Origin of the sequence: Rhizobium sp. CG4, from assembly GCF_023701965.1 — a bacterium.
Classification (GTDB): domain Bacteria; phylum Pseudomonadota; class Alphaproteobacteria; order Rhizobiales; family Rhizobiaceae; genus Agrobacterium.
Genome location: NZ_JABAEG010000009.1, coordinates 242,075 through 267,948, shown reverse-complemented (window position 1 = coordinate 267,948; position 25,874 = coordinate 242,075). Strand labels below are relative to the sequence as shown.

At 51.0% G+C, this 25,874-nt stretch carries 25 protein-coding genes and 1 pseudogene; 11 read left to right on the top strand and 15 right to left on the bottom strand.

Going from position 1 to position 25,874, the window contains the following annotated elements:
• Positions 1-37 precede the first annotated feature (37 nt).
• From HGO37_RS22565 to HGO37_RS22545, 5 genes and pseudogenes are all read left to right on the top strand, one after another.
• A complete protein-coding gene (locus tag HGO37_RS22565; RefSeq protein WP_250985319.1) occupies positions 38-664 on the top strand; it encodes a hypothetical protein in 627 nt (208 codons plus the stop codon).
• A 240-nt stretch (positions 665-904) separates the two neighbouring features.
• Positions 905-1,489 carry a hypothetical protein gene (locus HGO37_RS22560; protein ID WP_250985318.1) on the top strand — a complete coding sequence of 195 codons (585 nt, stop codon included), beginning with the start codon at positions 905-907 and terminating at the stop codon, positions 1,487-1,489.
• A 302-nt stretch (positions 1,490-1,791) separates the two neighbouring features.
• Positions 1,792-2,139 (top strand): annotated as a pseudogene (locus HGO37_RS22555) (sensor histidine kinase); the annotation flags it as partial.
• Between the two features lie 188 nt (positions 2,140-2,327).
• Positions 2,328-2,894, top strand: coding sequence for an NADPH-dependent FMN reductase (locus HGO37_RS22550; protein WP_250985316.1), 567 nt, complete (start codon positions 2,328-2,330; stop codon positions 2,892-2,894).
• 280 nt (positions 2,895-3,174) lie between these two features.
• Positions 3,175-4,710, top strand: coding sequence for a PAS domain-containing sensor histidine kinase (locus HGO37_RS22545; RefSeq protein WP_250985315.1), 1,536 nt, complete (start codon positions 3,175-3,177; stop codon positions 4,708-4,710).
• A 152-nt stretch (positions 4,711-4,862) separates the two neighbouring features.
• Here HGO37_RS22545 and HGO37_RS22540 read toward each other — a convergent pair whose 3' ends face one another.
• From HGO37_RS22540 to HGO37_RS22520, 5 genes are all read right to left on the bottom strand, one after another.
• Entirely contained in the window at positions 4,863-5,696 is an 834-nt protein-coding gene (locus tag HGO37_RS22540) for an alpha/beta fold hydrolase (RefSeq protein WP_250985314.1), read from the bottom strand.
• 290 nt (positions 5,697-5,986) lie between these two features.
• Positions 5,987-7,375, bottom strand: a complete 1,389-nt coding sequence (locus HGO37_RS22535; RefSeq protein ID WP_250985313.1) for a mechanosensitive ion channel family protein — start codon at positions 7,373-7,375, stop codon at positions 5,987-5,989.
• Between the two features lie 191 nt (positions 7,376-7,566).
• Positions 7,567-8,709: a hypothetical protein gene (locus HGO37_RS22530; RefSeq protein WP_250985312.1), complete on the bottom strand. Its 1,143-nt coding sequence runs from the start codon at positions 8,707-8,709 to the stop codon at positions 7,567-7,569.
• A gap of 52 nt (positions 8,710-8,761) precedes the next feature.
• Entirely contained in the window at positions 8,762-9,973 is a 1,212-nt protein-coding gene (gene hmpA, locus HGO37_RS22525; RefSeq protein ID WP_250985311.1) for an NO-inducible flavohemoprotein, read from the bottom strand.
• A gap of 16 nt (positions 9,974-9,989) precedes the next feature.
• Positions 9,990-10,655, bottom strand: coding sequence for a TehB-like domain-containing protein (locus tag HGO37_RS22520; RefSeq protein WP_250985310.1), 666 nt, complete (start codon positions 10,653-10,655; stop codon positions 9,990-9,992).
• Positions 10,656-10,760: 105 nt separating this feature from the next.
• Here HGO37_RS22520 and HGO37_RS22515 point away from each other — a divergent pair, with 105 nt between their 5' ends.
• A complete protein-coding gene (locus HGO37_RS22515; RefSeq protein WP_250985309.1) occupies positions 10,761-11,180 on the top strand; it encodes an Rrf2 family transcriptional regulator in 420 nt (139 codons plus the stop codon).
• Between the two features lie 480 nt (positions 11,181-11,660).
• Here the strand turns inward: HGO37_RS22515 and HGO37_RS22510 are convergent, their stop codons facing one another.
• Positions 11,661-12,407, bottom strand: coding sequence for an SDR family oxidoreductase (locus HGO37_RS22510; protein WP_250985360.1), 747 nt, complete (start codon positions 12,405-12,407; stop codon positions 11,661-11,663).
• A 156-nt stretch (positions 12,408-12,563) separates the two neighbouring features.
• A complete protein-coding gene (locus HGO37_RS22505; RefSeq protein WP_310503203.1) occupies positions 12,564-13,337 on the bottom strand; it encodes a cysteine hydrolase family protein in 774 nt (257 codons plus the stop codon).
• Positions 13,338-13,656: 319 nt separating this feature from the next.
• Between HGO37_RS22505 and HGO37_RS22500 the strand changes: the two genes are divergently transcribed.
• Positions 13,657-14,136, top strand: a complete 480-nt coding sequence (locus HGO37_RS22500) for a carboxymuconolactone decarboxylase family protein (protein WP_250985358.1) — start codon at positions 13,657-13,659, stop codon at positions 14,134-14,136.
• A 59-nt stretch (positions 14,137-14,195) separates the two neighbouring features.
• Here HGO37_RS22500 and HGO37_RS22495 read toward each other — a convergent pair whose 3' ends face one another.
• The 3 genes from HGO37_RS22495 to HGO37_RS22485 form a co-directional block, all read right to left on the bottom strand.
• Positions 14,196-14,609, bottom strand: coding sequence for a cupin domain-containing protein (locus HGO37_RS22495; protein ID WP_250985308.1), 414 nt, complete (start codon positions 14,607-14,609; stop codon positions 14,196-14,198).
• A 98-nt stretch (positions 14,610-14,707) separates the two neighbouring features.
• Positions 14,708-15,604: an alpha/beta fold hydrolase gene (locus tag HGO37_RS22490; RefSeq protein ID WP_250985357.1), complete on the bottom strand. Its 897-nt coding sequence runs from the start codon at positions 15,602-15,604 to the stop codon at positions 14,708-14,710.
• A gap of 897 nt (positions 15,605-16,501) precedes the next feature.
• Positions 16,502-17,332 (bottom strand): SDR family oxidoreductase, encoded by an 831-nt coding sequence (locus tag HGO37_RS22485; RefSeq protein WP_250985307.1) that lies wholly within the window; start codon positions 17,330-17,332, stop codon positions 16,502-16,504.
• A gap of 99 nt (positions 17,333-17,431) precedes the next feature.
• On the opposite strand from HGO37_RS22485, the gene HGO37_RS22480 reads away from it, so the two are divergent.
• Positions 17,432-18,334: a LysR family transcriptional regulator gene (locus HGO37_RS22480; protein ID WP_310503202.1), complete on the top strand. Its 903-nt coding sequence runs from the start codon at positions 17,432-17,434 to the stop codon at positions 18,332-18,334.
• Between the two features lie 24 nt (positions 18,335-18,358).
• Here HGO37_RS22480 and HGO37_RS26560 read toward each other — a convergent pair whose 3' ends face one another.
• Together HGO37_RS26560 and HGO37_RS22475 are read right to left on the bottom strand one after the other, a co-directional pair.
• Positions 18,359-18,532, bottom strand: coding sequence for an ATP-binding protein (locus HGO37_RS26560; RefSeq protein ID WP_352230595.1), 174 nt, complete (start codon positions 18,530-18,532; stop codon positions 18,359-18,361).
• A gap of 40 nt (positions 18,533-18,572) precedes the next feature.
• Complete coding sequence (locus HGO37_RS22475; protein ID WP_250985305.1) at positions 18,573-19,022, bottom strand: sensor histidine kinase; 450 nt, start codon at positions 19,020-19,022, stop codon at positions 18,573-18,575.
• 401 nt (positions 19,023-19,423) lie between these two features.
• On the opposite strand from HGO37_RS22475, the gene HGO37_RS22470 reads away from it, so the two are divergent.
• A complete protein-coding gene (locus tag HGO37_RS22470) occupies positions 19,424-21,463 on the top strand; it encodes a PAS domain-containing sensor histidine kinase (RefSeq protein WP_250985304.1) in 2,040 nt (679 codons plus the stop codon).
• A gap of 97 nt (positions 21,464-21,560) precedes the next feature.
• Complete coding sequence (locus HGO37_RS22465; RefSeq protein ID WP_250985303.1) at positions 21,561-21,959, top strand: response regulator transcription factor; 399 nt, start codon at positions 21,561-21,563, stop codon at positions 21,957-21,959.
• Between the two features lie 314 nt (positions 21,960-22,273).
• Here HGO37_RS22465 and HGO37_RS22460 read toward each other — a convergent pair whose 3' ends face one another.
• From HGO37_RS22460 to HGO37_RS22450, 3 genes are all read right to left on the bottom strand, one after another.
• Positions 22,274-22,726, bottom strand: coding sequence for a Rid family hydrolase (locus tag HGO37_RS22460; RefSeq protein WP_250985302.1), 453 nt, complete (start codon positions 22,724-22,726; stop codon positions 22,274-22,276).
• A 120-nt stretch (positions 22,727-22,846) separates the two neighbouring features.
• Positions 22,847-23,797: an MBL fold metallo-hydrolase gene (locus tag HGO37_RS22455; RefSeq protein ID WP_405049415.1), complete on the bottom strand. Its 951-nt coding sequence runs from the start codon at positions 23,795-23,797 to the stop codon at positions 22,847-22,849.
• A gap of 325 nt (positions 23,798-24,122) precedes the next feature.
• Complete coding sequence (locus tag HGO37_RS22450; RefSeq protein ID WP_250985301.1) at positions 24,123-24,950, bottom strand: SDR family oxidoreductase; 828 nt, start codon at positions 24,948-24,950, stop codon at positions 24,123-24,125.
• A gap of 400 nt (positions 24,951-25,350) precedes the next feature.
• On the opposite strand from HGO37_RS22450, the gene HGO37_RS22445 reads away from it, so the two are divergent.
• Positions 25,351-25,800 (top strand): carboxymuconolactone decarboxylase family protein, encoded by a 450-nt coding sequence (locus tag HGO37_RS22445; protein ID WP_250985300.1) that lies wholly within the window; start codon positions 25,351-25,353, stop codon positions 25,798-25,800.
• Positions 25,801-25,874: the final 74 nt, after the last annotated feature.

Sequence of the window (25,874 nt, the reverse complement as noted above, 5' to 3'; positions counted from 1 at the left end):
TGACGCATGCCCTATCCACGATGACAAGGAGCCCCTTATGGCGCTGACGAATTATCATTTCTACGTCCGGAAACTTCGTTTTATAATTGACGAGAAGCGCCGCGATGAAACCTCCGCCGCACGTATTCAGATCACACTATTTCGTAATGGTTTAAGTTATCAGAGTTCTGAGTTTTCAGGGAATCCATCGCTTGAGATTCTCCGCCACCGCCCTATTCTGTCCGATTGCTGGGAAGTCGATACTGATGGCCAGACGAAGGAGGAGATCGAGCGTTTCTTCGCGTTACCTGAAATAGTCGCCTACTCCGAAGTCTCGCTTAAACATGAACGAAACCCTATGAGGACGACACATTGGGATGCAACAGTAGCGCTAACTGAGGTCGCATTCTTTGAAGGTGATACGTTCTGGGAACAACGTATGATGTTTGCTGCCTTCGCTGATCCAATACGTGCTGATTTCTCAAAAGCACGAGACCAAGATATCTTGGTCCACGATCACAACACTGGCGCACGGTTCTTTGAATGGCGATCTACATCGGCAGGAAATATCGATCCGTCCAGGACAACATGGTTTGACGATGATTTTGGCCTTCAGAAGAGATCATCAGAAACTCTTGGGATGGAAGGTGGCTTCGGAGGCCCTACCCGCTCATTGGTTGAGTAACGGCGCGGCGCGGCTCCAAACATCCTTTTAAAGGCAGCTCCGCGCAGCCAAGACACCAATGCGCCATAACGGAAACCAACCCTGCAATTCTCAACCATAGCAAGTGAAACCATGCCAATATTATAGCTCTCTTAACCCTTTCCAGATAGAGATAGAATGAAGAACGTTATGCTATTGCATGAAGCGTTAGCGCAGCCGCGATACCTTGATGATGGATGGTAGGCGGGCCGAGGACCAATAATGTCGGTTATATCAAGCGTGAATTCTGCAGCACTTCTCATATTGCAGCAAACAAACTCAACAAGCATAATCAGTGATGAGAAGCCGGACTCTAACAGCCTAGTGTCGGTCGCCAACGGCGTAAACGACAAGATCGGCATGTCCGCCCAGCCGGGACAAGCCCAATCCAAGATTTCTCAAGCGATGTTCAGCGTCAATAATCTCAACGTAAACAAGCTCAAGCTTGACCTTATCGAGCGTGCTGGCAAAGAGTTGGGCTTCGAAAAGGCTGACTTTGAGAGCGATACTGCGTTTGCCTCCGCCATGAGGAAGCGAGTCATATATATGCATGCCACCGGAGCGGACGAACGAATTAATGCAATCGAGAAGGAACTTGGCCTTGACAAGCTCGGCGTCTCATTGCTCGACGTCGTTTCCAGTGCGCGGAACCCCGATCTCGATGACAAAGTCACGCAAGCTCTGAAGGAACGAGAGGGCGTTGAAGACGAGGAAGTTCGGAGGAAGACGGAGAAAGAAAATAACGCCTCCTCGCCTTCTTCTCTAGCCCCAGACGAAATCGGTCTATACGGCACTGCTACTGCCTGATCTTTGTCGAAAGACTTAAGGACGCAAATTTTCTGCGGCGACATCGGTGGGGTAGGAAGAAAATTCATTAAGCACGATGGGAAGGACGGAAGCCTATCTTCCGTCCACAAAGGCCGCGCATCGGGGCGCGTTTTCACGGGACTTCTAGTCTTCCTCGGCAAAACTTCTTAACTGTTCACCAATTTCCCGGATCTCCTCCGCTGACTCGTTTTGAAACCGCTGGCATACCAATCCCAAGATGTACTCCCGGTCAAAATACATACCCTGTTCGTTAAAAACCTACAACGAGTGGTGATCAGGTCCAACTGGAACAGGTATTAATCAATCTTATTCTCAACGCATCGGATGCTATGCAATCCATCACAGGCGGCAAAATCATCACGATTTCGACGACACTAAAAGGCGCGGACCGGATCGAGGTTGAAGTACGCGACACTGGTCCGGGCATTGCTGATCCAGAGAAGATTTTTGCTCCCTTCTTCACCACCAAGAAAGATGGAATGGGAATGGGAATGGCAATATGCCGTTCGATCATCGAAGCGCATCAAAGCCAACTAAGGGCAGAGACGTTAAAGGATGGCGGTGCAGCCATCGCATTCTCAATACCTGTACGCCCAGTAGAGGTTCCCGACCTAGCCTCTACCGACTGAGTGGTCGACGGCGTGCCTTAGTTCAGATTGCTCACGTCTGAGCAGCGGGAACGGCCATAATGGTCTCGGTCGATAACACCTCCAAACTGTCATGATATACAAGGTATGTCTGGCCCAGCGTATCGAAGAGAGCGAGCATCGTATGATCCGGCATAGGACCGAGAGACCTGACATCGGAGAAATAAGAAATGGCTTCTGTACTCAAAATTATCATCGGTTCAACCCGTCCAGGAAGAGTCGGGCCTACCGTGGCAGAATGGGTGAAAAATGCAGCAGTATCACACGGCAAATTCCAAGTTGAACTGATCGATCTCGCAGATTTCAAACTCCCTCTTCTCGACGAGGCTGCTCACCCAGCTATGCAGCAATACCAACATGACCACACCAAGAAATGGTCGCAGGCCGTTTCTACCGCAGACGCGTACATATTCGTGACACCTGAATACGACTACTTCCCTCCAGCCTCGCTGGTTAATGCCATTCAAGTCCTATTCCGAGAATGGAATTACAAGGTGGCAGGCGTGGTCAGCTACGGCGGCGTTTCCGGTGGCTTGCGCTCATCTCAAATGCTCCGATCTCTTTTGAGCAACGTAAACGCCCATGGAATTTATCACGTCGTCCCAGTTCCGTTCGTCTCAAAGTATATTTCCGACGATGACAACTTCCTACCAAATGAACAAATGTCGGAGGGCCTTATTCTGATGTTGAACGAACTCGAAAAATGGACGGACGCTCTTAAAGTAATCCGTAGTTAATCTGTCGTTCCGGCAGAGCAAAAATCGTCCAGTAAAACCAAACGTTACTCTCTCTATGCCCCGCACTCTCCTCGGTGAACCCAAGAAAGGTCGACCAGCAAGATTAATTGCATCCCATAGGCGTCAACTTGTGTTCCCCAAGGACAGGGAAAGACCTCAAACGTGCCTTGAAACCTAACCGGCTCCGGTTGACACATTTTGTCTCGCCTATTTCCTTTTGAGCAACACGGTGTTGTACTCTTGTCTCGTCGTCCGCCGATTTTAGAGCACAAGGGTACCAGTGAATACCACCAGCGAGGACAGAGAGGCCTTAAGGGCGCAAGTTCAGAAAGTCGTAGATTCGACCCCTGGAATGGGGTGGTCTGCGTGGCCCGATGGCGACTTCATGTGTTTTAGCATCGCCATGCAACACTACATGGGTCAAGAAGGATACACCAGCAGACGCGAGGATGACGGTGAATATTCGTTCAAAACAAATGTACTTGAAGAAGACTATAAAGTGCTTGCAGAAGCGTGGAGAAATGCAGTCGCCAATGAGCACGATTTCGAAGTGACGCATTTAAATAAAAACGGCACGGGACAGTTTCGCTGGCTTCGATCATTCGCGCGACCGCAAAGGGATGAAAAAGGAACTCTGATCTACTGGTTAGGCACGTCTGTCGACATACATGACTCCATGGTCGCACTCGAATCTGCCCGCAACAGAGAAAATCGCCTCAGGGAGCTGATAGATGCCATACCTGGGCTTGTATGGACGGCCAACAACTTGGGCCAGCCGACGTATTTCAACAAACGGTTGGAAGAGTGGATCGGTATGAACGTACACGAACTACGTTCTAGATGCGATGATTCACTCACCGACCTCCTTGCCGTGACACATCACCCAGAAGATCGTGACATGATCAGTCTGACGATGATGGAATCCTTGCGAACCGGCACCCCGTGGATATCCAGATTCCGGCAACGAAGGGCGGATGGGGCCTGGTTGTGGATGGAGGCCCGGATGGAAGCACTCAAGGATGAGACGGGCAAGGTCGTCCAATGGTATGGACTACAAAGCGAGATCGAAGGCGAAGTGCGTGCTCAAGAAGCTTTAAAAGTCGTCGATCAGAAGCTAGCAAAAGCTGCACAAGTTGCTGGTATGGCCGAGTTGTCTGGTTCGATTGCACATGAAGTAAGCCAGCCATTAGCTTCAGCAATGGCGAATGGAGGTGCTGGGGCGAACTGGCTCGCGAAAGAGCCGCCCGATATCGAAAGAGCAAAGCGTAGTGTGGATGCCCTGCTCCAAGACCTCTCGGCCGCATCGGACGTGGTGGAACGCGTACGAATGTTATTTCAGCAACGGGTGGGGCCCAGACACAAGGAAGACATCAACAATGTTGTTATGCTGATCCATGCATATTTCGGCATGGAACTTTCTTTAAGAAACATTCGCTTAACTACAGCTCTCGAACCTAGTCTTCCCTTCGTCTACGTCGATGGCGTTCAGATTCAGCAGGTTCTCTCCAATCTGATTAGAAATGCCATAGAGGCATTAGTTGGGGTCACGAGTGATCAGAGATCAATCACCATATCGACCAAAAAGCTGAACGATGATGTGATTATTGAGGTGAGAGATACGGGTCCGGGTCTCCCCGACACCGAAAACATTTTCGGTTCCTTTGTTACCACAAAACCAGATGGAATGGGGATGGGCCTGACCATATGTCGAACGATAGCACACATTCACGACGGTAAGTTATGGGCGCAGAATAATCATCCGGGCGCTAGTTTTTTCCTCGCGCTCCCAAGCTTAAACACGTACTTCTCTGAGTGATCCATAGTGCCACATGAGCTTCCGTTAGGAAATTTTCTAATATGTCGCGAAAAGGCGACTACACGCCGCCTCTCCTTATTATAGCTAACTTCAGACCGCAGGGATCACCGGCGTGCCGAGGCTTGATCAATTACCTTTGAAGGATAATTTTCTCAGCCGGTGGATTTGACGAATGCCAGCAAATCCTCGTTGATCACGTCGGCGTGTGTAGTGCACATGCCGTGCGGAAAACCGTCGTACACCTTGAGTATGCCGTTCTTTAGCAGTTTGACCGAAAGCTTCGCTGAATCGTCAATTGGCACAACCTGGTCGTCCGCACCGTGCATGACAAGAGTTGGAACATTGATCGACTTGAGGTCTGCGGTAAAATCGGTTTCCGAGAATGCCTTGATCCCGTCGTAGTGAGCTTTCGCGCCACCCATCATGCCCTGTCGCCACCAATTGTCGATAACTCCTTGCGAGACCTTCGCTCCAGGACGGTTGAAGCCGTAAAATGGCCCCTCAGGAATATCACGGTAGAATTGGGCACGATTGGCGGCCAGCGGAGCCCGAAAAGCCGTATCGAATACATCCAAAGGTATGCCGCCCGGATTGCTTTCCGTCTTAAGCATGATTGGTGGCACTGCACCAATCAGGACGAGCTTTGCTGTTCGATCCTTACCATGCTTGGCAACGTATCGAGTTGCTTCACCGCCACCAGTGGAGTGACCAACGTGGACCGCATTTTTCAGGTCGAGATGGTCGACGACTGCTGCTGCATCCGCAGCGTAGTGATCCATATCGTGCCCGTCAGAGACCTGACTGGAGCGTCCGTGACCACGGCGATCATGAGCAACGACCCGATAACCCTTGTTCACAAAAAACAGCATTTGGGCATCCCAATCATCGCTGCTGAGTGGCCATCCGTGGTGGAAAACGATTGGCTGACCAGTGCCCCAATCCTTGTAGAAAATTTCGACTCCGTCTTTGGTCTTTACGGTACCCATATATCGTCTCCCTTGATCCGTTGAAGTCTGCGCTGAAGCAGTGAGTACAATTGGTGAAAATGCTGTCGCGACACTGGCTCCGATTCCGAGTGCCAGCACGTCCCGTCGCAATAGTCCTGATGTGGTGGTATTCTCTCTTTCGGTCATCATTCTCTCCTTGGCTTTGCCGGAAGGAACTGTGCGAACGTCAATGAAAGGCAATTATCGAGCGTGCGCATCCTTGGAAGGACGCGATGAGACTGTGCCAAAAAAGGGGACGTTCTCAGATATACATGCGTATACGCCAGCGTTCACAGCAGGCCGAACAAGCTTTTGATCTTGGTGGAGAGCGACGGAGGATAAGCTAGCGACAATCCACTCTCGTTCTCAAACAGGTGTCGTTCCTTCTCTAGACGAAACGCAAGGACGGCCGCCAGCTCTTCGGCTATTTCTGGACGATCTTTTAAAAAGACCGCGAGTCTATCTTTTGGGACTTCGTAACCCGAGACCTGCGTGAGAGCATATATATCGCCCGCCTCGACCATTCCCATCAACACACCTCGCTCACCAAAGAAGTCACCAGGCGAAAGACGCGCTACTTCCGTTCTGTGATCGCCATCGTGGTTCTCAATGAGGATGACTCCCCGTTCAATTAATATCAGGGATGTCAGTGCGCTCCCCTGCCCAACCACCATATGATTTTTGGCAAACCCGACTGGAACCATAAGTTGGGAGAGCGAGTATCTTTCATTTTCCGTCAGGGAATGGAATAGCGGAATTGTCAGCAGGCACTTCATCGCGCTGTCCATGACTGGAGTTTGGGTAGGTCCCGAAAGCATATTTTTCGCTAACGAGGCGACCATAGAGAGTGTTTGTGATCGGGAGTGTCTGTAGATGAGATCGTAAATCTCGTTCTTAGCTTCGGTGACATTTGCAACATTCTTGATCCGACATCCCAACTCCAGGGTGATCGCATCACCGTCCAAACCAACTACCGACACGGACGGTGTAGGTACACGCATGATTTTCGTGCATCCGAGCAGTACAGTCTTCATGGCCTCGACTACAATGTCGGGCCTCTCTGTCGGCGAGAAACGCGCAGTTACAGTGATACCGTGGCTTTCGTCCGGACTACTGATGTTTGTCAGACGAGACTTTGCCAGTGTCGAGTTTGGTAGAATGATAACGTCGTTTGTCGGACTGAGTAAATGCGTAGAGCGCCAGTTGGTCTCAATGACCCGCCCCTGTAGGCTGTCGTCCAAAACAATCCAATCGCCGACGACATAGGCCTGACCTAGGTTGAGCGCAATGCCCGAAAACACATCGTTTAAGGTGCTCTGCATCGCCAAACCTAGTACAACGGCGAATATCCCCGATGTCGCAATCAATGTGCCCACTGGCACATTGAATACATAAGCGATGAGCGACAGTGCGGTACCAATGTATACCAGCCCACAGAGGAGATCGCGAACGAGGCGTCCCTCTCGTGGTCGATGCTCAAAAACTACGAAATGGCGGATTATGTTTACGAGAAAAAGCGAGAGGCTAATCCACCAAGCCGCCTTCGCAGCCCCGGTCGCTATACCAGCTGGAATATCGCCACCGGGCCCGGTCGCAAAAGGCTCAATCCCACGAGAAAATAACAACAGCGAAAGCGTGAGAAAAACCAGGATATCTAATACGAGTTTCGTGCGGGTCATCCGTCGTATAACAAACCGCAGAGGTATCGTCAGCGCTAGTAACGAACCTACTTGGACAACTAGCTGATCGAAAAGGGCGATTCCCATGATCGGGAACACTTACAGACGTGAACGCTGATGCGTCACTATACGATGGTTTACTGATGGCAGAGCGAGGGTTGGTTTGACAGCCCCTCGCTCTGAGACTTTCATTATTGCGGCGGTGTTCCAGTCTGACCATCTTCCTCCGGCCCGTGCGGATGATCAGGGTCGAAGGAGTGGGTCGTCTTGGATCTATCGTCTACCGCGATATAGCCATCAACTCCGTAGAACGCTGTATGAAGTCCCCAATAACCTGTGCAGAACACGACAAGCGCGACGGCTAGCCCGACTGGAATATTCGCGAGCTTGCGTTTGAACACGGTGAAAAGATCGACGCCACTGCGTTGGTCTGCAGCAACAGCGAACAGTATCGCCATTATAAGACCGTGCCCGATAAGATCGATGCGTCCGAACGGCCAGACCGCCGCCGTAAAGATTACGAGAAGTGCAACCGCAGACAGCCTACGGATCAGCGGTGTCCAAAGCAGCCCGAAGCCCAGGGTGAATTCGGTGACTCCAGCCATGGGAATGAACACGTCGCGAGGCATCCCAAATGTCAGGAATGGCTTTTCCACGACGAGTGGGTAAAACCAGCTTGGGAAAGCGAACTTCTCAAGGCTCGACCACATCAACGCAATGGCCAGCCCCCAGCGTAGCGCCTCAAATCGACGGGCATGCAGGTTCTCATTCTTCGATGGTTCAAGGATTAGATAAATTGCCACACCAAGTCCGAGCGCAAGATAATCGAACAGATGAAACAGGTCGTAATCGCGCAGGGCAAGGATCCACAACGCGATAATCCCGACCCCGGCAATCGGCATCGTACGTCGTGAGAATATGCAGCATGCGATCAAGAGCTGCATCCAGGACACCCATTCCGCTGGTGTCTTGAGGTCGGGCGTAAGATAAACGCCACCGACGGCGAATATGGCAACGAAAAACGCTGCGATAATTGCTCTGATGTACTCGTCCTGCCTGTTCCAGAGCGGTGCGGTTGCTGTGTTCAGGCCAGTGATTGCGATCTCGCCGAATTTGCTCTTTTCGACCAACCTCGTTGCGATGAAGAAAGTTAGGACAAGCCCGATACCAACCCAGAACCACGTGTCTTTCATCGTATCATAAATAGGCTCAGGCCGAGCGCCGACGATATATGGCGCAAACCACTTCACATGTGCAAATGCTGTTACGGGTAGGAAACATGTGATCGACAGGGCTAGAAGAATTGTTTCGCGGGAATTTCGAAGCGTGCTCATGATTGTCACTTCGTTTGAGAGGGGAAGGCCGAGCGGTGCTCGGCTAGGAGTTTTATGCTGCAATGAGTTCATCGGCAGGGCCGAAAATCTCGTAGTGGATACGATCCACTGAGACACCGGCCTTATACAGCCCATTGACGAGGGACTTAAGGAATGGCTTCGGTCCACAGAGGTAGAAATCCGAGGCGAGCATCGGTGTGTTTTGCCGTAACCAGTCAATCGTGATGAAGCCATCGTGGTCGTGAGACAGACCGACGGCGTCCTTTACTGAAGGCTCGCTATAGAAGGTTGTTACTGCAACACGGCCATGTTCGGTGGCAAGTGACCGAACATGCCGGTCCATTGCGTGGGTGGAACTGTTGAGAGCACCGTGAACAAAGTGTGCGCGAAGTTCCGGATAATCCTTGGCGATTGCCTCAAGCATGCTGACCATCGGAGTGAGGCCGACACCACCCGAAAGCAGCACAACGGGACGGGATGGCTCGTCTGGCAAGAAGAAATCGCCAGCTGGAGGTGTCACCTCCAGAACGGTGCCAACGTGTGCTTCATCGTGGAGATACCTTGAACCACCATCCCCGTTTGCTTCGCGCTTCACAGAAATCCGGTAGTAGTCGTCGTTTGGTCCACAGGAGATCGAATAGTTGCGTTTCACATTGTTGCCATTCACAACAAGTTTGAATGTCAGGTACTGTCCGGGGCGATGCCTTATCACCTTGCCACCGTCAGTCGGGCGAAGAATGAATGACGTCACAATCTCACTTTCAGCCAGCTTCTCAGCTATCGTGAATGTACGCCAGCCATTCCAACCACCGCTCTGACTTTCAATGCTGTCGCGCAATTTGACTTCACGGGCCTTGAGGATATCGGCAAGGAACCAATATGCTTCACCCCAGGCATTCAAAATTCCAGGCGTTGCGGCCTCACCAAGAACATCACTGATCGCATCGAGAAGTGCGCGGGCGACATAGGGGTAATGTTCTGGAAGGATGTGATAACCGATGTGCTTGTGGGCAATCCGTTCAACAACCGGTGTCAGCACAGCTAGATTTTCAATGTTTTGCGCGTATCCAAGGATCGCAGCAGCAAGTGCATGCACCTGCGAGCCACCCTCGCCTTGGTTCGAATGATTGAACAAACTCTTTATGTGCTCGTCTTCAAACAGCTTGGCATACATACGTTTGGTAATTTCACTGCCATGTGCAGCCAAGGCTGGAACACTGGCTTTCACCAGTTCGATAGTCTGAGGCGAAAGTTGGTGGGACATTTTGTTTCCTTTCTGATTATGCGTTTTGGACTGGGCGTCGGTCGTAAAACTCGATCTTGAGTTTGACCGGGCCTGTTAAAGCGAGGCGGTGCGATGATATGGGTGGGATGATTGCAGGGGAGTCGGGCTCGATAACTCTCGAGATGCCCCCCTCGTGGTATTGGATGCTTCCTTCTTCGACGCGAATGAGGCCCCATGACCCCGCTTTAAGCGAATGGTCTCGAAGCAATGCAGCTGGTAGCGATACCTCATCAAACGACGCAGTGGTCTTGTAGGGAACCGGCCTGGCGACAGAAGCAGCCTCGTCCTCGTTCCTCGTCGTTGATGTGCCAAACAGTCCGAACGAGAACCTTGCTGCTATACGAACGGCCTTTGCTTGCATTTCCTGTGCAACTTGTGGCGCGAGAAGGTCGTCTGTCGTTTCTGCCCAAATTTCCAACCAACGATCAAACATGTCAGGTCGAAAAAGGTGGGAGTGGATAACGTGCATTGAGAGCGGATTGCCTTTGTACCGGCCGCTTGTGAGCATCAGTGACGACCAGAAATCTGTCAGTCGGACCATGTGCTCATCCCAGTCCCGCACGACAGAGAATGGAACTGAAAGGGCCGGGTCAATTCGGACTTTCGCGTAAAAAACGGTCAAAACTTCTTTGATCTTGGCTTCCGTCAGATCTTTGTCCATGCGGCACCTTTAAACATGCAATTGACATACATCTATTCCATCTTTTGAAAACATGCTATTTGAATGCATGTTTTTGATCTTAGTCATTTTGACGCAGGTGCATGCATGAGACTTACACGCTACACCGACTACGCTATTCGCGTATTGATATACCTTGGTTCACGAGACACGGGATTGGGCTCAATTCGTGACGTTTCCAAAACCTTCGACATCTCGCAGAACCACTTGATGAAGATCGTGCAGGACCTCGCTGCCAATGGTTTTATTGAGGCTGTACGCGGTAGAAACGGCGGCATACGCCTTGCTCGTCCACCAGGCGACATCAACTTGGGAGAAGTTTTGAGGCATACTGAAGGACTTGATGAACTTCTGGAATGCTCAACGTGCATGATTGCTCCAGCATGCGGTCTTCCACCCCTATTGGCCGAGGCAACGAGAGCGTTCGTTAGCGTATTCGATAAATATACGGTCGCTGATCTGATTAGAAATAAGCAGCACCTACGAGCATTGCTTGCTCTGGCCTAGGACTTTTCAGCATCGCGAGAGCAACCTCAAACCTATGTATATCTCGCTTAAGATAAGCATTCCCAATTACTTTACCTATGCTGTAAGAGTTTTGGGATACGCACATGAGACATCGAAAAACAAAAATCGACGCATGCGAGGATAATCCTCACAAATCCATAGTTAGCTCCATCATTTTTCTTATGGTTATCCTTGCATCACTACTAGCGTTTCTCTTGTCGACAGCAAAAGCGCCTATGTTAAAGGTTTACGTTCCTATTAATCCCGCCATCGCTCTTTCTGAAAAAAACCTCCATCAGGAGTGACAGATAGTGAGCGAGACGAACGAGATGCTTCGATTGCCGCATAGTCACCGTCGCAACGTTTTTGCGGTGGTCTGCGCCGCCCGAGGCATGTCAGAGACTTGGAACGGCAAGCAAACTGCGGAGGCGCGAACGCGCTGCCATCGTTTCGGCAGCGCGTTCGTAAAGCTGACGAATTTCAAGCGGCCGTTTTGATCCAAGCCTCAAATGTTGTTTCGCCAACTTTATGGGATTTCACAGGGACCAACGAGGTAGCCTCTAATTTCGCCCCAAAATATTCAGCTTCTGGGTCTCCGACTACGGTGCGCTTATCCCCCTTGGAGGAAAGGTATGTTCCGATAAGTTTGTCGGTAGGGAACGCTTCAGGTCCTGCGACTTCAACAATTCCATTTAAAGGAACATTTACAGCAGCATCAGCGACAAATCCCGCAACATCGGCGCTGGCAATCGGCTGGATATATGCCGTTGAAACCGTCACAACATCATCCGAAGTGGAGGTGTATGCAATCGCATCCAAGAATTCGAGGAACTGCGTCGCTCGAACGATTGTGTAGGGAACTCCAGCGTTTTTGATGATCTCTTCTTGAGCGATCTTTGCACGGAAGTAGGCGTTCTCAGGCAGCCGCTCGATCCCTACGATTGACAAAAGCACGTAGTGCTTAACCCCCGCATGTTTAGCGAAACTGGTCGCGTTGGTGGATGACTTCGTGAAGAATTCCAACACAGCCTCTTCTTCGAAAGACGGGGAGTTTGTGACGTCGACTACGAGCTCTGCATCCTTGATTGCCGCAGCAAGGCCCTCTCCTGTCACGGCGTCAATGCCGTTGCGTCTCGATGCGGCGACCACTTGGTGACCTGCCGCCTCCAGAATGCCCGATACTTTGGAACCAATGAGGCCGCTGCCTCCAATGATAACTACTTTCATCATATTCTCCCTATTTGGCATCGCCACTTGAGTAATCATGGCCAGATTTTTCCACATTTAAGCTTGCGTCAACTGCGCCTAGCTCCTGAATCGAGGGGTGAATTGTGAACAGTTAGTTCACCGTTCAAGACGCAGTTATCTGAGCACGAACGAGAGTTATCCGGCCTGCATCGACGAGAGAGCTTCATCCGTCGTCCAGAGACCATTCGCTATGAACCGGAAGTTTATCAACGCAGCGAGATAGCCGTCGCCTTCTGGGAACTTCGCTGCTGCGATGGCGTCACGTACAACAGCAACCTCGAAACCTTGCTCCAAGAGGTGGCGAAGGTGAGACTCAACACAGAGGTTCGCCGCCATCCCGGCTAGAATGACTTGGTTCACTCCGCGTTTTCCAAGTTGGAGAACGAGATCATTCGCTTGGGGACCGTAGAGTTTATGCGGCGAGCAAACCACCGTTTCGCCGTCTTCGATGTACTCGACGAATTCCGGCATCCACTCCGCACCGGAACCTTTGAAACCATCAAGGGTCAAAGGCCCGTTTCTGTCGAACATTCCAAGTTTGTGTTGCAGGATTTCGAGTGGTCCCTGCACTTCCCAGCGATGATCATGTGGATAGTAATAGTGAGGCGAAATCACCACCGGCATGCTAGCCGCTTTTGTGGCTTTGAAAAGTTTCACGAGGTTCGGAACCACGTTATGCTCGGTCACGCTTTCGCCCACGACGGGCCATGCCGGACTTCGTGGACTCATGAAGTCAACCTGCGGATCGATCACCACCAATGCGGCTCGCGAGACGTCCAGTTTCATACCAGGCTTCGGAAGAGAGGGATCGGTCGGATCGTTGTAAGCACTCAGGTCGGCTGAATTAGCATTTTGCCCAACACCGGTGGCTACGATTCCCACGGCAGCGGCACCAACGATTTTGGTCAAGAATGACCGTCTGCTTGTTACTTCGCAGGTTTTGCACATTGCAGTTTCTCCATCTGTAAGATCGCGCGATGCGGGAACATCCAGTTCCCGTAAGATTGATGGATTGGAGAATACGAACAAGTATACAGAGGTATTTCAGACTTCGACGACACCGAACTAGATACACGGATCGTCGCTATATCTCTTGGCCTTCGAATATTTTTTTCACAATGCATTTTCAGACCAAAGCGTATACCTGAAGATATCTTTGCGCCCTCCCACATATTTCGTAGCCGTTATTTGATGCGATTAAACATCGAGTGGAAAGGGTTACGACATGATCTCGGAGCGACTGAACTACGGTCAACATTCGCCTGAAACTATTAAAAAGCTTGGCGAAGCGACTTTTGCAGCGAAGCGTGGTTCGCTGGACAAACGGTTGACGCATCTCGCGGAAATACGCGCGTCTCAAATCAATGGCTGCGCTTTCTGCCTCGACATGCACATAAAGGAAGCGAGAATTTCAGGTGAAAGTGAACTCAGGCTGCATCACGTTGCGGCCTGGAAGGAATCCAAATTATTTGACGAGCGCGAGAGAGCAGTGTTGGGGTGGACTGAAGTCCTTACAAGGTTGCCAGCTGACGGTGTATCCGACGAACAGTTTGCTTTAATGAAAACCTTGTTTTCAGAAGCGGAAATCTCAGACCTGACGTTCGTTATTATGCTCATCAACGCATGGAACCGTGCAGGCATTGCTTTCAAAACTATCCCTGGGTCGGCAGACAAACTGTACGGTCTTGATAAGGCAAACTTGTACTAGTCGTCTTCCTGCTATTTGGCGCGCCAGCATCTGGCGCGCCTTGATCGGATACCGTTTGGTCAAGGATCAGGCGTAGTTAATTCGGTGTCGCCGGTATCGACGACAAAGACTGCCAAGATTTTAGCAGGTTTAGTGGTGCTGGCGTTGGCACTGACTTGATGATGATCCCCGGGTAGTTCGATCCAGTTTTCACCAGTTTTGAAAACCTTCTCCTCGCCACCGTTGATTTTGCTCTTAACCTCGCCTTCAATCACCGTAGCGTAGATAAAAGCGCTCCGCGCGTGCGTGTGCGACGGATTGTAACCACCTGGACCGTATTCAACGAGCACTCCGCGCAGGCTCTTTCCAGGTACGTTTGGAAGCTTCTGATCGAAAACAACAGACACCTTCGCATTGTGCGCTTTCTGTGCGGCTAACGTCGGCGTCACTAATGCGCTGACGACAATCCCAGCGGCGATAATTGCCTTGAACATGATCTCTTTCTCCTATCATAGCCAACAGCGGCATGGGCTTAAGCTATTGATGCTCGCACTAGATGAAGAGATATACGATGGTTTGCGGTTCCTACGTGTCAGAGAGCAGCCACTTCCAATACGGCATCGACAAAGTCTTCTGGCGCTTCTTGAGGAAGACTGTGTCCAACACCAGGAACTACGTGATGTACTCGCTTTGCCAAAAACTTCGCAGCTGATGCAGTTCCATCAGTTGCAGCAACTACCCCGTCAGCACCTCCATCAAGGGTCACCGTCGGGACTGTTATTGGTGGCTGCTTCGCGAGGCGAACCTCAATGTCTTCGTACAACTCGTATCCGGCCGCACCGCCGAGACGGTGGCGGTAAGAATGGATCACAACGTCGACGTAGTCGGCATTATTGAAAGATGTAGCGCTGCGTTCGAATGTCTCGTTTGTGAACCGCCATGTAGGAGAGTTCTCCCGCCACATGATGTTCGCGATTTCAGCCCTGTTTCGTTCAAGACCCCTTCGCCCACGCTCGGTCTGAAAATAGAACTGATACCAATATCCACGCTCTACCTTCGCGGAAAGTGGTTCAATTGCCTTCGATATGTTCTGAATCAGGTAGCCATTGACAGAAACCAGCCCGCTACAACGTTCCGGCCACAGGGCGGCAGCGACACATGCAGCGCGACCACCCCAGTCGTACCCAGCGAAAATTGCCCGATCTATTGAAAGGGCATCAAGCAAATGAATAAGGTCCGCACCAATAGCCGCTTGTTGGCCTGATCGTGGTGTTGAGGTATCAAGAAAAGACGTGGTTCCGTGCCCTCTGAGGTGCGGGACAATAACTCTATATCCCTGCCTTACCAATTCTGGTGCTACCTCACGATAGCTTTGCATGTCATACGGAAATCCATGCAAGAGAACGACAGTTGGTGATGCTTGCGCCCCCCCTTCATAATATCCGACGTTAAGTACACCGGCATCAATTTGCTTAATTACGTCGAACATTTCGACCTCGTTGTTTTGAGTTTTTCCAAACACTTCACCTGATAACGCTGATGTCTTCAGGCTGGAAATTGCTGCAAAGCCAATTACGAAAGCTCGTCGTTTCATATCATCGCCTTTCGAGCTGCGCTTGCGAACAACCCTGCCCGACGCTTCATCAATCTGAATTGTGAATGCTGGTTCGGTTCGAGTTTCTCGCTAGCTACAATACGGCGAAGGCGTTGGTGAAACGCCAGATATACGCTGGTTTACTCCCGGACAGCCGCAATGCGCGCCTCTACAGCCCAGAGATGGCTACTGTTCCTGCGGCTATGAACTTGGAGAAGCGTCGGAATCTTGCAGAAACCATTGATCCAAACGCATGGACGACGTTGAATGTGGAGGATGCCACGCTCAATTTGGTGAAGACATCGACCAACTGCCCGCTTTGTGTCTCATCCTGTACGGCATAGCGCATCATCATCGCCGCACCTTATCCCATGTGAGGCGGCAGACCGCAGGGCTTGACTGGTATCGCAATCGACCCGTCAATGCGGAACAAATTGCCGACCCTCGCCAAAAGACACCTACATAGGGACGCCGTGCGTTGTATATCGCGAAAAAGTAGTGAGCCGTTTCGACACGGGTTGACGGAGAGCGCTTAATGACTGACCGTTACGCGCTATGGTCTGTTTACCCTGCTCACACGTCGACTGAAGTGTGGTCAGTCTATCTGTGGCGTTCGCCTCGGTGGCGAGCGCTTCCCAACCGTATCTCGCAATCAGCAGGGAAGTGGCCTGCGGCCATTCGAAAAAAGCATTCCCCGAATGCCGCAGGGAGACAATCATAAGGTGTTGTACCAAAGGTGTTCATCCACAATTCCAAATGAGTGAACAGTTGGGCGCACCCGACTCAAGCAAATCATGCGGGTTTTGGCGTCATACGTTCACGCATGAACGCCATGTACTCGGCCTCCGAGCTTTCGCGTCGCTTGTCGATCAGTGGCTTGATATCCTCGGTTGCCACATATCTGAGCTGGTTGGTGCCGTCAGTTGCAGCTTCGAAAATTACCTTTGCAACGTCTTCGCTCGTGGCCAAACCGCGAGCTTGGCGAAGTTCGTCAAACACAGCAGCCGCACCGGTGATAAAGAGTTCATAGTCGGGCGGCGTAGTTGTTGACGAGAATTCCTGCCCACTACGCTGACCGAACTTCGTCTCAAGAACACCACCTGGTTCAACGATTTTCACACCTATACCCAACGATGCCAGTTCGTAAGAAAGAGATTCTGAAAACCCTTCCAAAGCAAATTTTGATGCGTTGTACAAAGAGATCATCGGCAAACCGAAAACCCCTGCCCCAGAACTTACGTTAATGTAGAGGCCGGATCGGTTCGCGCGGAAGTGTGGGAGCGTCTCCCTAATAACGTCCATCATGCCGAAGACGTTTACGTCAAACTGTTCCTGAACTTTCTCTCTCGACGTACCTTCAAATACGCCAAACAATCCATAACCAGCATTGTTCACGACAACGTCAATCTGACCGAACCTCTTTATGCCCTCGGACACGGCGGACGTTATGCTGTCACGATTCTGAACATCGAGTTTCGTCACAAGCACGTTAGGATAGTCTCCACATGCTGCGACTGGCGTTCTCATTGTCGCGACAACATTCCACCCATTGTCAGCAAACAAACATGCAGCGGCAGCACCAAAACCCGAGGAGCAACCAGTGATAAGAACTGTCTTGGTCATTTTAATCTCCATTTCGTTATTACGTCGACCATTTTAGCGAAATCCTTTTGATGCTATAAGCAGGACAATGTCGCATGAGCCATTGAGAGAATTCGAACAATGTCAGGAATGTCCCTTGCCGATTTGAGAGCGCTCTCTGTACTTGCCAGGACTGGGAGCTTCCGAGGTACCGCTAAAGAGCTAGAAGTGTCTGTTTCTTCGCTAAGCCATCAGGTCGCAAACGTGGAAAAACGCCTCGGCATTCGGCTGTTCAACCGTACAACCCGGAGTGTCTCAGTGACCGAAGCAGGTCAGGCATTACTCGAACGGGTGCGCCCTGCCCTCAACGAAATTGATGCGGCCTTGGAGGCTGTCGACCATTTGAGAGTTACTCCTTCAGGAACGATCCGGCTGAACACCTCGGAGGGAGGCGCGGAGCGGGTTCTGCCGCTCGTTGTCGATTTCCTCCGTACTTATCCCGATATAAAGGTCGATCTCGTTACCGATGGAAGACTGGTTGATATCGTAGCCGACGGCTTTGATGCCGGACTTCGTCTTCAGGAGATCGTGCCTAAAGATATGATCAGTATATCCTTGGGTCAGACTGAATCGTTCGTCCTTGTCGCCTCACCCAATTATCTGCGGGGTAAGACAACTCCAATGTCCCCCGGCGATCTTTTGCAGCATGAATGTGTCAGAGCCCGTCTTCCTAGCGGGTCACTAGTGACCTGGGAACTGGAGAAGAACGGAGAGTCGATCTCGGTTGATGTCAAAGGCCGCTTGATCGCTGGCAGTACCGAACTCAGCGTTCTGGCTGCACGCCAACACGCTGGAATCGCCTACGTCGCTCTCCGGTCAGTTCGCGACGATATAGATCGCGGTGATCTTCTTCAGCTGTTGCCCGAGTGGACGCCGCCGTATCCTGGTATCGCTCTTTTTTATCCCAGTCGAAAACTTCCATCTGCAGCGTTACGTGCCTTCATAGATCACACCATAACCTGGCGCAGACAGCATCAAGAATAAGAACCTGTATCAAGATGGGTCTCTTCACCTCGATTGTCTCGGCAATGTGAACGAAACCTTCGCGCCACGCTCTGTCTTGTCTACTGATACGCTTCCCCCATGCTTCTCGACAATGGTGCGGCAGATGGCAAGACCGCTGCTCAGTACCCTGTTGTTTCGTTGTGTAAAACGTGTCGAACAGCCGTGACAAATCGTCAATTCCGCCCGCTTCGTCTTCTACTGCAATACTGATTGTGTCCTAGGTACATTCGGAGGTCGCCCGAATTACCTGTCCCTCGACATCACTCTCGATCCCTGCCTCAAAGGCATTGCGAAACAAATTCATCAATACCTGCCGAATTTGGACCGGATCCGCTACCGCATGGGGTTCGCTTTTATCGAGATTTTGGACGATGATCGCACTTCGCGACAACTCCTCACCGGTGAGCAGCTGGCAAATATCGCGAATAATTGCATTTACGTTAGCGTGAGCCCGTTCTTGCTCGCCGGGTTGAAACATCGAGCGCATCCCTTTTACTATTTCGGACGACATTTGCGCATCGCGGTGGACGTTTTCGGCACTCAGCCTTGCTCTCTCGATTGTAGGAGGGTTGGCAGAAAGCCACCTGCAACATGCATCGGCATTTGCAGACATAGCAGCCAAAGGTTGGCTGAGTTCGTGGGTGATAGACGCGGAGACTTCGGCCATTGTAACTATTCTCGCGACACGTTCTAGGTCGCTGATCGAAGCCTTCCATTCGCTCAGACTTCGCGGTTTGGCCCTCGCAGTCGGTTATCAGACTCGCATTATCGGCTTAGAACTTTCGCTGTTCAGGCTCTTCACAGCAATTGTCTTTCACAGCGACTTCTCAGATCAAAATCAATTTTTGCATGTCTGGAAAAATGTAGCGATGGCGGGCGGGTTGCTTCAAGTGGCAGCATTCGGCGCTTGTTTCTTGAGTATCGACGGCATGCGCCAAAAGCGAAGCACATAAAGTGTTCAGTCGACCTAAGATGCATGGGTGTTCGGCAAAACAAACGATTATAAACGTGACTAACTCACTAGCTCGCGATATCGTCAGCGATCTCCATCGCTCTTGGGACGTGCGAATGCCTACGCCTATCGTGCTGACTGCTTTTTCAGCGCTCACAATCGGATTTACCTGCGGTTACTTTTGGAGAGTTTGGTCGAACAGGCGCGAACGCAAAATCGATAAGCATGCCCGTGCCATAGTTGAAGGAATGCCAGGACACGGTTGGTCCAACGATCCTGAAGGCAAGTTCATCTACGTTAGCCCTCCTGCGCTGCGATACTACGGACTTGAGGAAAGTTTCATAAAAATGAGCGGACATCATCCGGATCGGTTTCATGACGCTTACGCGGAGATGCTGTCGGAAATAATCCACCCAGACGACCTACAAGGTACGTTGGATCATTGGGGAACCACGCTAAAGACCGGAATGCCTGCAACCTATGAGTATCGCTTAAGGCGGCACGACGGTATCTATTTGTGGCACCGCCTAGCAGTACATCCCTCACGGGATCAAAACGGCAACATTATCGCGTGGTACGGCACCCAAATCGACATCGAAGACCAGAAAGTTGCAGAACTCGCGCTTCGAAAGCGCGAGCGAGAACTGCAGGTTTTAATTGACGCTTTGCCTGTTAACATCTGGTGCTGCGACCAGAACGGTCACGTTACACATTTCAGCAAGCGGCTACAGGATTTCTTTGGGTGTCAGTTGGATGACATACCGTTTGAGGATCGTCGGGTTAGCAGAGCGAATCCTGGCCTCATCCACCCCGACGATGCTGGTCTTGCAGAAGACCTTATAAATCACAGCTTAGCAACCGGTGAGCCCCTCTCCGGAAGGTATCGTATGCGTCGTAATGACGGTACATACCGCTGGACAGAGCAACGAGGCGAACTGTTACGTGATGCTGACGGAAATCCTGTCCAATGGTACGGTGTTGCAATCGACATTGATGACCTAAAACGAGAAGAGGACGACATCCGCTATCGCGAGCAAGAACTAAGGCTTCTTGTCGATGCTATACCGATGATGATCTGGACCGTGGGTAACGAGAAGGGCATCACATACTTCAATAGGCACCTGCTCGAATTTACCGGGATCGCTCCAGATACGGGCCACGATTTTCGCGGGATCGAGGCGACACAAGCAATGGCAGCACTCGTTCACCTAGATGACCTCCCTACCCTCGCCACGCTTTACGAAAAAAGCCCAGGACATGACAGCGTTGTCATGATGCGCTTTCGTCTTTTAAGAGCCGATGGGGTATATCGATGGGTGGAAGGACGTTACGCAGGGTTGACTGATGAAACGGGATTGCGCCAATACGGCTTCCTGATCGATGTCGACGACGAAGTACGATCTCACGACACGTTGCGGTACATGGAGGAAAAACTAGGTGAAGCATCGAGAGCCGCCAGCCTGTCCGAACTTGCAGCCTCAATTGCACATGAGATCAATCAACCTCTTACAGCCGTGCTCTCTAATGCCGACGCTTGCCGCCGATGGCTTTCACGCGTTCCCCCAAACCACGAAAGAGCATTGTCTTCGGCTGACGCGATGGCGGACAATGCCAAGGATGCTGCTGAAATCGTCAGCAGTATTCGCGCACTTTTTCGCCGGACCCCAAGAGAGCGGGTGGTGGAAAGCCCAAACTTCCTCATCGAAGAGGTAACCAGAATAGTTGGGTTGAGTGCGGTAGGAAGTCGGATCGGCATAAAAGCAGATTTGAATACGGAGCTTCCTCCTGTCGCAATGGACCGGGTGCAAATCCAACAGGTACTTGTCAACCTTATTCGAAATGCTCTTGAAGCTGTTGATGCGACAAGTTTGAAAGCCACACCAATCATGGTTCGAAGCAACCTTCATGATAATAAAATCGTTATAGAGGTAATAGACGAAGGTGTCGGCCTACCTGTCGGCGAGAGAGTTACACAAGCGTTTTTCAGCACTAAGGAACGCGGCATGGGAATGGGATTGGCAATTTGTGAATCTATCATCGAAGCTCATGACGGCGAGCTTTGGCATAAACCTAATCTACCAAATGGAACGGTTTTCGGTTTTTCACTGCCTATTGCCAAGTGCGACCACGAAACAGTACAGGTTAGGCCAAACTAACAACTAACATCGTTTTTAGTTGCGGTCGAAGCCGCTTCCTAAGGGTTGCTGAATTCCATATTTCTTTAATGTGCTAATGTGCCTTGAAGGACACGTCATGGTAGTACAAGAGAACAGCATGCGCGAGCAAGCCCACCTCATCGGTGTTGTCGATGATGATCCCCGTGTCCTGAATGGGTTGCAACAGCTTTTAGAATCAGTAGGTTATGACGTTTTATCGTTCCAAAGCGCCAACGGTCTGCTCGCCAGCAACAACCTAGATAGTATAAACTGCGTGATCACTGATATCGGAATGCCGGAAGTCAACGGATTTGAACTGCGAGAAATACTCAGCCGCGAGCACCCTCAGTTACCCGTCATACTGATCACCGGACGATACGAATTGATCGAGAACTTGCCTCCGGAAAGCGACATGAGGATTCTTAGGAAGCCATTCGATAGCACCACTCTACTATCGACGATTTCAGACTGTTTAGCAGGAACGGGCCTCAGTTAGCTCGTGCAATTGAAGTCCTCAGCCAAGACATCCCAAGCACCAAATTACCTGACCTCTCGACAGAAATTCCCGCTATCGTCGGAGTAATCACTGCAATGCTAGACGTAACCGGCTTTGGATTCCAAGACGTATCTGCCCGCAACCACCCCATAATCTCGGTGATACTAAAAACTGGCCAATATGAGTTGACAGGAAATTTGCTCCCCTCCAGTAAGCTCGTCAAGCTGGAAAGGTGTTTGAAAGCTCTCGTTCGCTCGAATATATCTCTGGCTGCCTAGTTTTAGGCTTCAGGTAGATATCAAGCAATCCAAGGCTTAGCGATCAACGACTGCACGGAATGTTACTTCCACTAGTTGCTGCGGAAACGCTAGCCGACTAACGCCGATCAAATTGCTGGCAAGCTGCGGGACTTCAGAGCAATATATTTCCTTACGAACACTTGCCGCGGCTGGGAAAGCGGCGTCCACGTCAAGTACGTAGAGCGTTTCCTCAACAACATCCTCAAACGAGGCACCAAAACGCTCCAAAAGAAGCCGCGCGTTTTCGTAGGTTTGCCTGATTTGCGGCTCCATCGCATCATAAGAAACTGGCCTCCCAAATTCGTCGACATCAGCAGGCGCGACAAGGTTGCCAGCTGCATCATGGCTTAATTGGCCGGATATGTAGATAGTATCCTTCACCTTGACCGCTTGGGCATATCCAAATGCCTTTTCCCACGCCACTCCATGGTTTGCCACCTCAACGCCTCGATTTCCGATATTCGCCATTGCTAACTCTCTGATCTGCGGAAGCTACATTGAAGGATTATAAATTCCATGTGCCAACATCGTCTCGATGTTAGCCTCGGAGACTATGTCGAAGGAGACGAGATCCTCCGACACGAAAGTTCAGTAATCCCACCACACAGGAACATAACGGAATACGTCGCCCGCAACTGCGACGCGTCCGACAGAAGGGAACGGCAAATGTGTAGAGACAAGCCATGAACCACTCTCGGCTAATTCTCGCATAAGGCGAATCCTCACCTTGGTCGCCTCATCGGGATCATGCTCAAAACCATTGTGCCATTCAGGGTGATCAAATGACACGGGGAAAATGGCATCTCCGGCGAACATCAGACGCGCCTCACCAGAGGTAACACGCACGACGCTATGTCCGGGAGTATGCCCGCCGGTACGAGTGATCGTTACGCCTGGAGCAACGTCCGAATTCGTCTCAAAGCTCTGGATGCTGCTACGATACATGTCAAGGAATTCGAGGGAAGCACGGCGAGCCAAACCTGCAAGTTCTGGCGGCATTGCGGTGCGTGAGAAATCTGGCGATTTCCAGAATTCCACCTCGGCCGCCGAAACGTGTACTCGAAGATCGGAGCGAAGACATTCCTTCACCCCGTCCACCAGAAGCCCACCAACATGATCAAAATGCAGGTGCGTTAATACGATATCGGTCACAGATGCCAGATCAACTCCAGCTGCCTTCAAGCGATTGACGAACAGGCCTGCACGCGGAAAGTCGGGATATTGCTCTCCCAATCCACTGTCGATGAGTATCGTTTGGGACCCGCATCGTACCACAACAGCATTCAGCGCCCAGTCAAACGCATCGTTTGAAAGAAACCTCTCGTCAAGCCACGTATCGCGGCTTTCGGGATTTGCATTGGTGGCCATCGATTCTGCCGGTGGCGTCAGCACTCCGTCACTGATCACAATGACTTCAATGTCTCCGACGTTCACCGCGTAACGTGAAGGAACAAGTTCATCCAGCATTCGGCTTACACGATCTTTGTTATGCAAACCAATGTTGGTCTCTGGCTGAGCCGCCGTACCTACGTTCGACATAATGTGCTCCCAAGTGCGCTGAGTGCTTCACCGTGGTCTCAATGGCCACAACAGGACAGTAAAATCGACTTTCCTGACGGTCGAGATATCCGTAAGTTTACAGTGAGGCAGGTAATGCTTGCTGCTAGGTACAGGGCCATCTCTTGATGAAATAGAGCTTGCCAAAGGAGATTTGAGGCTGCCTTCGGAGCGGCATTTAAACGGGTATTTGGGTCGCCACCACAAAAAACTACCGAGAACGACCGCACAGCGGCAGATTCCGTATCACGTACCGAATAATTGTGACTACTGGCGAGACAGCTCTAGAAACAGTAATCTCGTCGCTTTAGCTTACGATTTGCGCTTCCAAATCCGCTGCAGCGTTTTTGTAACGGTCGAGGCCGAGTATCCGCTGTGCGTCACGGGTTTTCGACCACTCATCAAATGACGATGCACCGGTGCGATCAGAACGCACTGGAACAAGCGACAGTTTCTGCAATGGTGCTCCGAACCAAGTAGCGTTCGCATCTACAACAACGTTACGTGTGTCATTCGTGACAGCAAATGCCCGTTCAAGCCACAAACTAATACCAGCACGTTCGGGACCAGCTATCTGTACTGTTCTGTTACTTGGTTGTCCTAATGCAAGTTCGGCAATGATGCCGCCAACATTGTCCGCCGCGATTGGCTGAAGCATCGCATCCGGTGGACGGACCAACGCGCCTTTCGTGAAACCACCTGCGATTGTTGGCAAAAATTCAAAGAACTGCGTCGACTGAACGATTGTGAAAGGAACGCCAGACGACCGGGCTAAGTTCTCCTGCGCAAACTTTGCCTTGTAGTATGGATTTCCAAGAAGGTTTTCAACGCCGACAATAGACAGTGTGACATGGTGCCGAACACCCGCTTTACGTTCAGCTTTGGCAACATTCTCACCTGAAACCAGGAAAAACTCTCGTAGGGTGATTTCGTCGAAAGAATGAACATCTGATGTGTCAATTACAATGTCTGCTCCAGACAAGACGGCGTCCAATCCTTCCCCTGTTACTGTATCCACTCCTGAACGACGTGACGCCGCTGCGACCTCAACACCAAAGGATTTCAAGCGCTGGACTACGAGTGATCCGATCATGCCGCTACCACCTAAGACGACAGCTCTTGTGATTTTAGACATGTGTGTTCTCCTTCGACGACAGCGGTAAAATCACCCTCTATCACCCAATCAATCGTGCTTAGGGTGTTAACAATGCAACTCGTTATCGCAGCTTGCTCAGTTTCTTCTACGCATACTTGAGTATGTCTGTGATGCGGCGCGTGGCTGTTTATAAGTCTGTTATGTCTGACACGGAATCAGCGGCGTTATCATCGTGGTAAGTCGACTTGGCCGACCGCGCAGGTATGGCGGCAGGTAAGAATGTAGAAACGCGCCGAACTAGATCCGCATCTATTGGCGCTACATCAAGTGAGCCGCTCGCCATAGTAAACCATCGGATATCTTCAAGATATTTCACGACCACGTAAGCGTATCGGTGACGAGAGATCTGTTAGATTCAAAAAACGAAAGGACCATTTCGATGGCTCGTTTAAACTGGTACGAAGTCGCGCCAGACGGCGCAAAGGCTTTGCTCGGCGTTCACAATTACATTATGAAGAATACGAGTTTACCCGAAGAGCTTATTCACCTCGTTTTCCTCCGAGTATCCCAAATCAATGGTTGCGCCCATTGCATTGATATGCACGCTCGCGATCTACGTAAGACTATGTCGGTCGACAAGATTACGCTCATACCTGTTTGGGACGAGGTTCCACATATTTTCACCGATCAGCAACGAGCAGCTTTGGCTTGGGCCGAGGAAGTGACACGCGTCAGCGAAACTCATGTTTCAGATGAGGCCTATGCGGCAGTATCTGCGGCATTCGAGCCGAAAGACCTAGTCGACTTAACAATAACCATAGCCACCATGAATGCATTTAACCGGTTGGGTGTTCCCTTCCGCCTTCCGGTGTCGGCGTCAGCTTCCTAACACGCACTTTATGAGGCACGGCAATGCCGCTGAGCATACAGGCCGTGGCCGAAGTCTCCGAACGCCCCAACGGC

Coding starts and splice junctions, on each gene's coding strand:
- HGO37_RS22510 (WP_250985360.1), bottom strand. CDS start 12,407: ATGAAAGTAGTTATCATTGGAGGCAGCGGCCTCATTGGTTCCAAAGTA.
- HGO37_RS22565 (WP_250985319.1), top strand. CDS start 38: ATGGCGCTGACGAATTATCATTTCTACGTCCGGAAACTTCGTTTTATA.
- HGO37_RS22480 (WP_310503202.1), top strand. CDS start 17,432: ATGTCAGGAATGTCCCTTGCCGATTTGAGAGCGCTCTCTGTACTTGCC.
- HGO37_RS22550 (WP_250985316.1), top strand. CDS start 2,328: ATGGCTTCTGTACTCAAAATTATCATCGGTTCAACCCGTCCAGGAAGA.
- HGO37_RS22445 (WP_250985300.1), top strand. CDS start 25,351: ATGGCTCGTTTAAACTGGTACGAAGTCGCGCCAGACGGCGCAAAGGCT.
- HGO37_RS22475 (WP_250985305.1), bottom strand. CDS start 19,022: ATGGCCGAAGTCTCCGCGTCTATCACCCACGAACTCAGCCAACCTTTG.
- HGO37_RS22470 (WP_250985304.1), top strand. CDS start 19,424: ATGCCTACGCCTATCGTGCTGACTGCTTTTTCAGCGCTCACAATCGGA.
- HGO37_RS22530 (WP_250985312.1), bottom strand. CDS start 8,709: ATGAGCACGCTTCGAAATTCCCGCGAAACAATTCTTCTAGCCCTGTCG.
- HGO37_RS22490 (WP_250985357.1), bottom strand. CDS start 15,604: ATGTTCGACGTAATTAAGCAAATTGATGCCGGTGTACTTAACGTCGGA.
- hmpA (WP_250985311.1), bottom strand. CDS start 9,973: ATGTCCCACCAACTTTCGCCTCAGACTATCGAACTGGTGAAAGCCAGT.
- HGO37_RS22465 (WP_250985303.1), top strand. CDS start 21,561: ATGGTAGTACAAGAGAACAGCATGCGCGAGCAAGCCCACCTCATCGGT.
- HGO37_RS22495 (WP_250985308.1), bottom strand. CDS start 14,609: ATGTTCAAGGCAATTATCGCCGCTGGGATTGTCGTCAGCGCATTAGTG.
- HGO37_RS22485 (WP_250985307.1), bottom strand. CDS start 17,332: ATGACCAAGACAGTTCTTATCACTGGTTGCTCCTCGGGTTTTGGTGCT.
- HGO37_RS22450 (WP_250985301.1), bottom strand. CDS start 24,950: ATGTCTAAAATCACAAGAGCTGTCGTCTTAGGTGGTAGCGGCATGATC.
- HGO37_RS22455 (WP_405049415.1), bottom strand. CDS start 23,797: ATGTCGAACGTAGGTACGGCGGCTCAGCCAGAGACCAACATTGGTTTG.
- HGO37_RS22535 (WP_250985313.1), bottom strand. CDS start 7,375: ATGACCCGCACGAAACTCGTATTAGATATCCTGGTTTTTCTCACGCTT.
- HGO37_RS22540 (WP_250985314.1), bottom strand. CDS start 5,696: ATGGGTACCGTAAAGACCAAAGACGGAGTCGAAATTTTCTACAAGGAT.
- HGO37_RS22460 (WP_250985302.1), bottom strand. CDS start 22,726: ATGGCGAATATCGGAAATCGAGGCGTTGAGGTGGCAAACCATGGAGTG.
- HGO37_RS22520 (WP_250985310.1), bottom strand. CDS start 10,655: ATGGACAAAGATCTGACGGAAGCCAAGATCAAAGAAGTTTTGACCGTT.
- HGO37_RS22515 (WP_250985309.1), top strand. CDS start 10,761: ATGAGACTTACACGCTACACCGACTACGCTATTCGCGTATTGATATAC.
- HGO37_RS22560 (WP_250985318.1), top strand. CDS start 905: ATGTCGGTTATATCAAGCGTGAATTCTGCAGCACTTCTCATATTGCAG.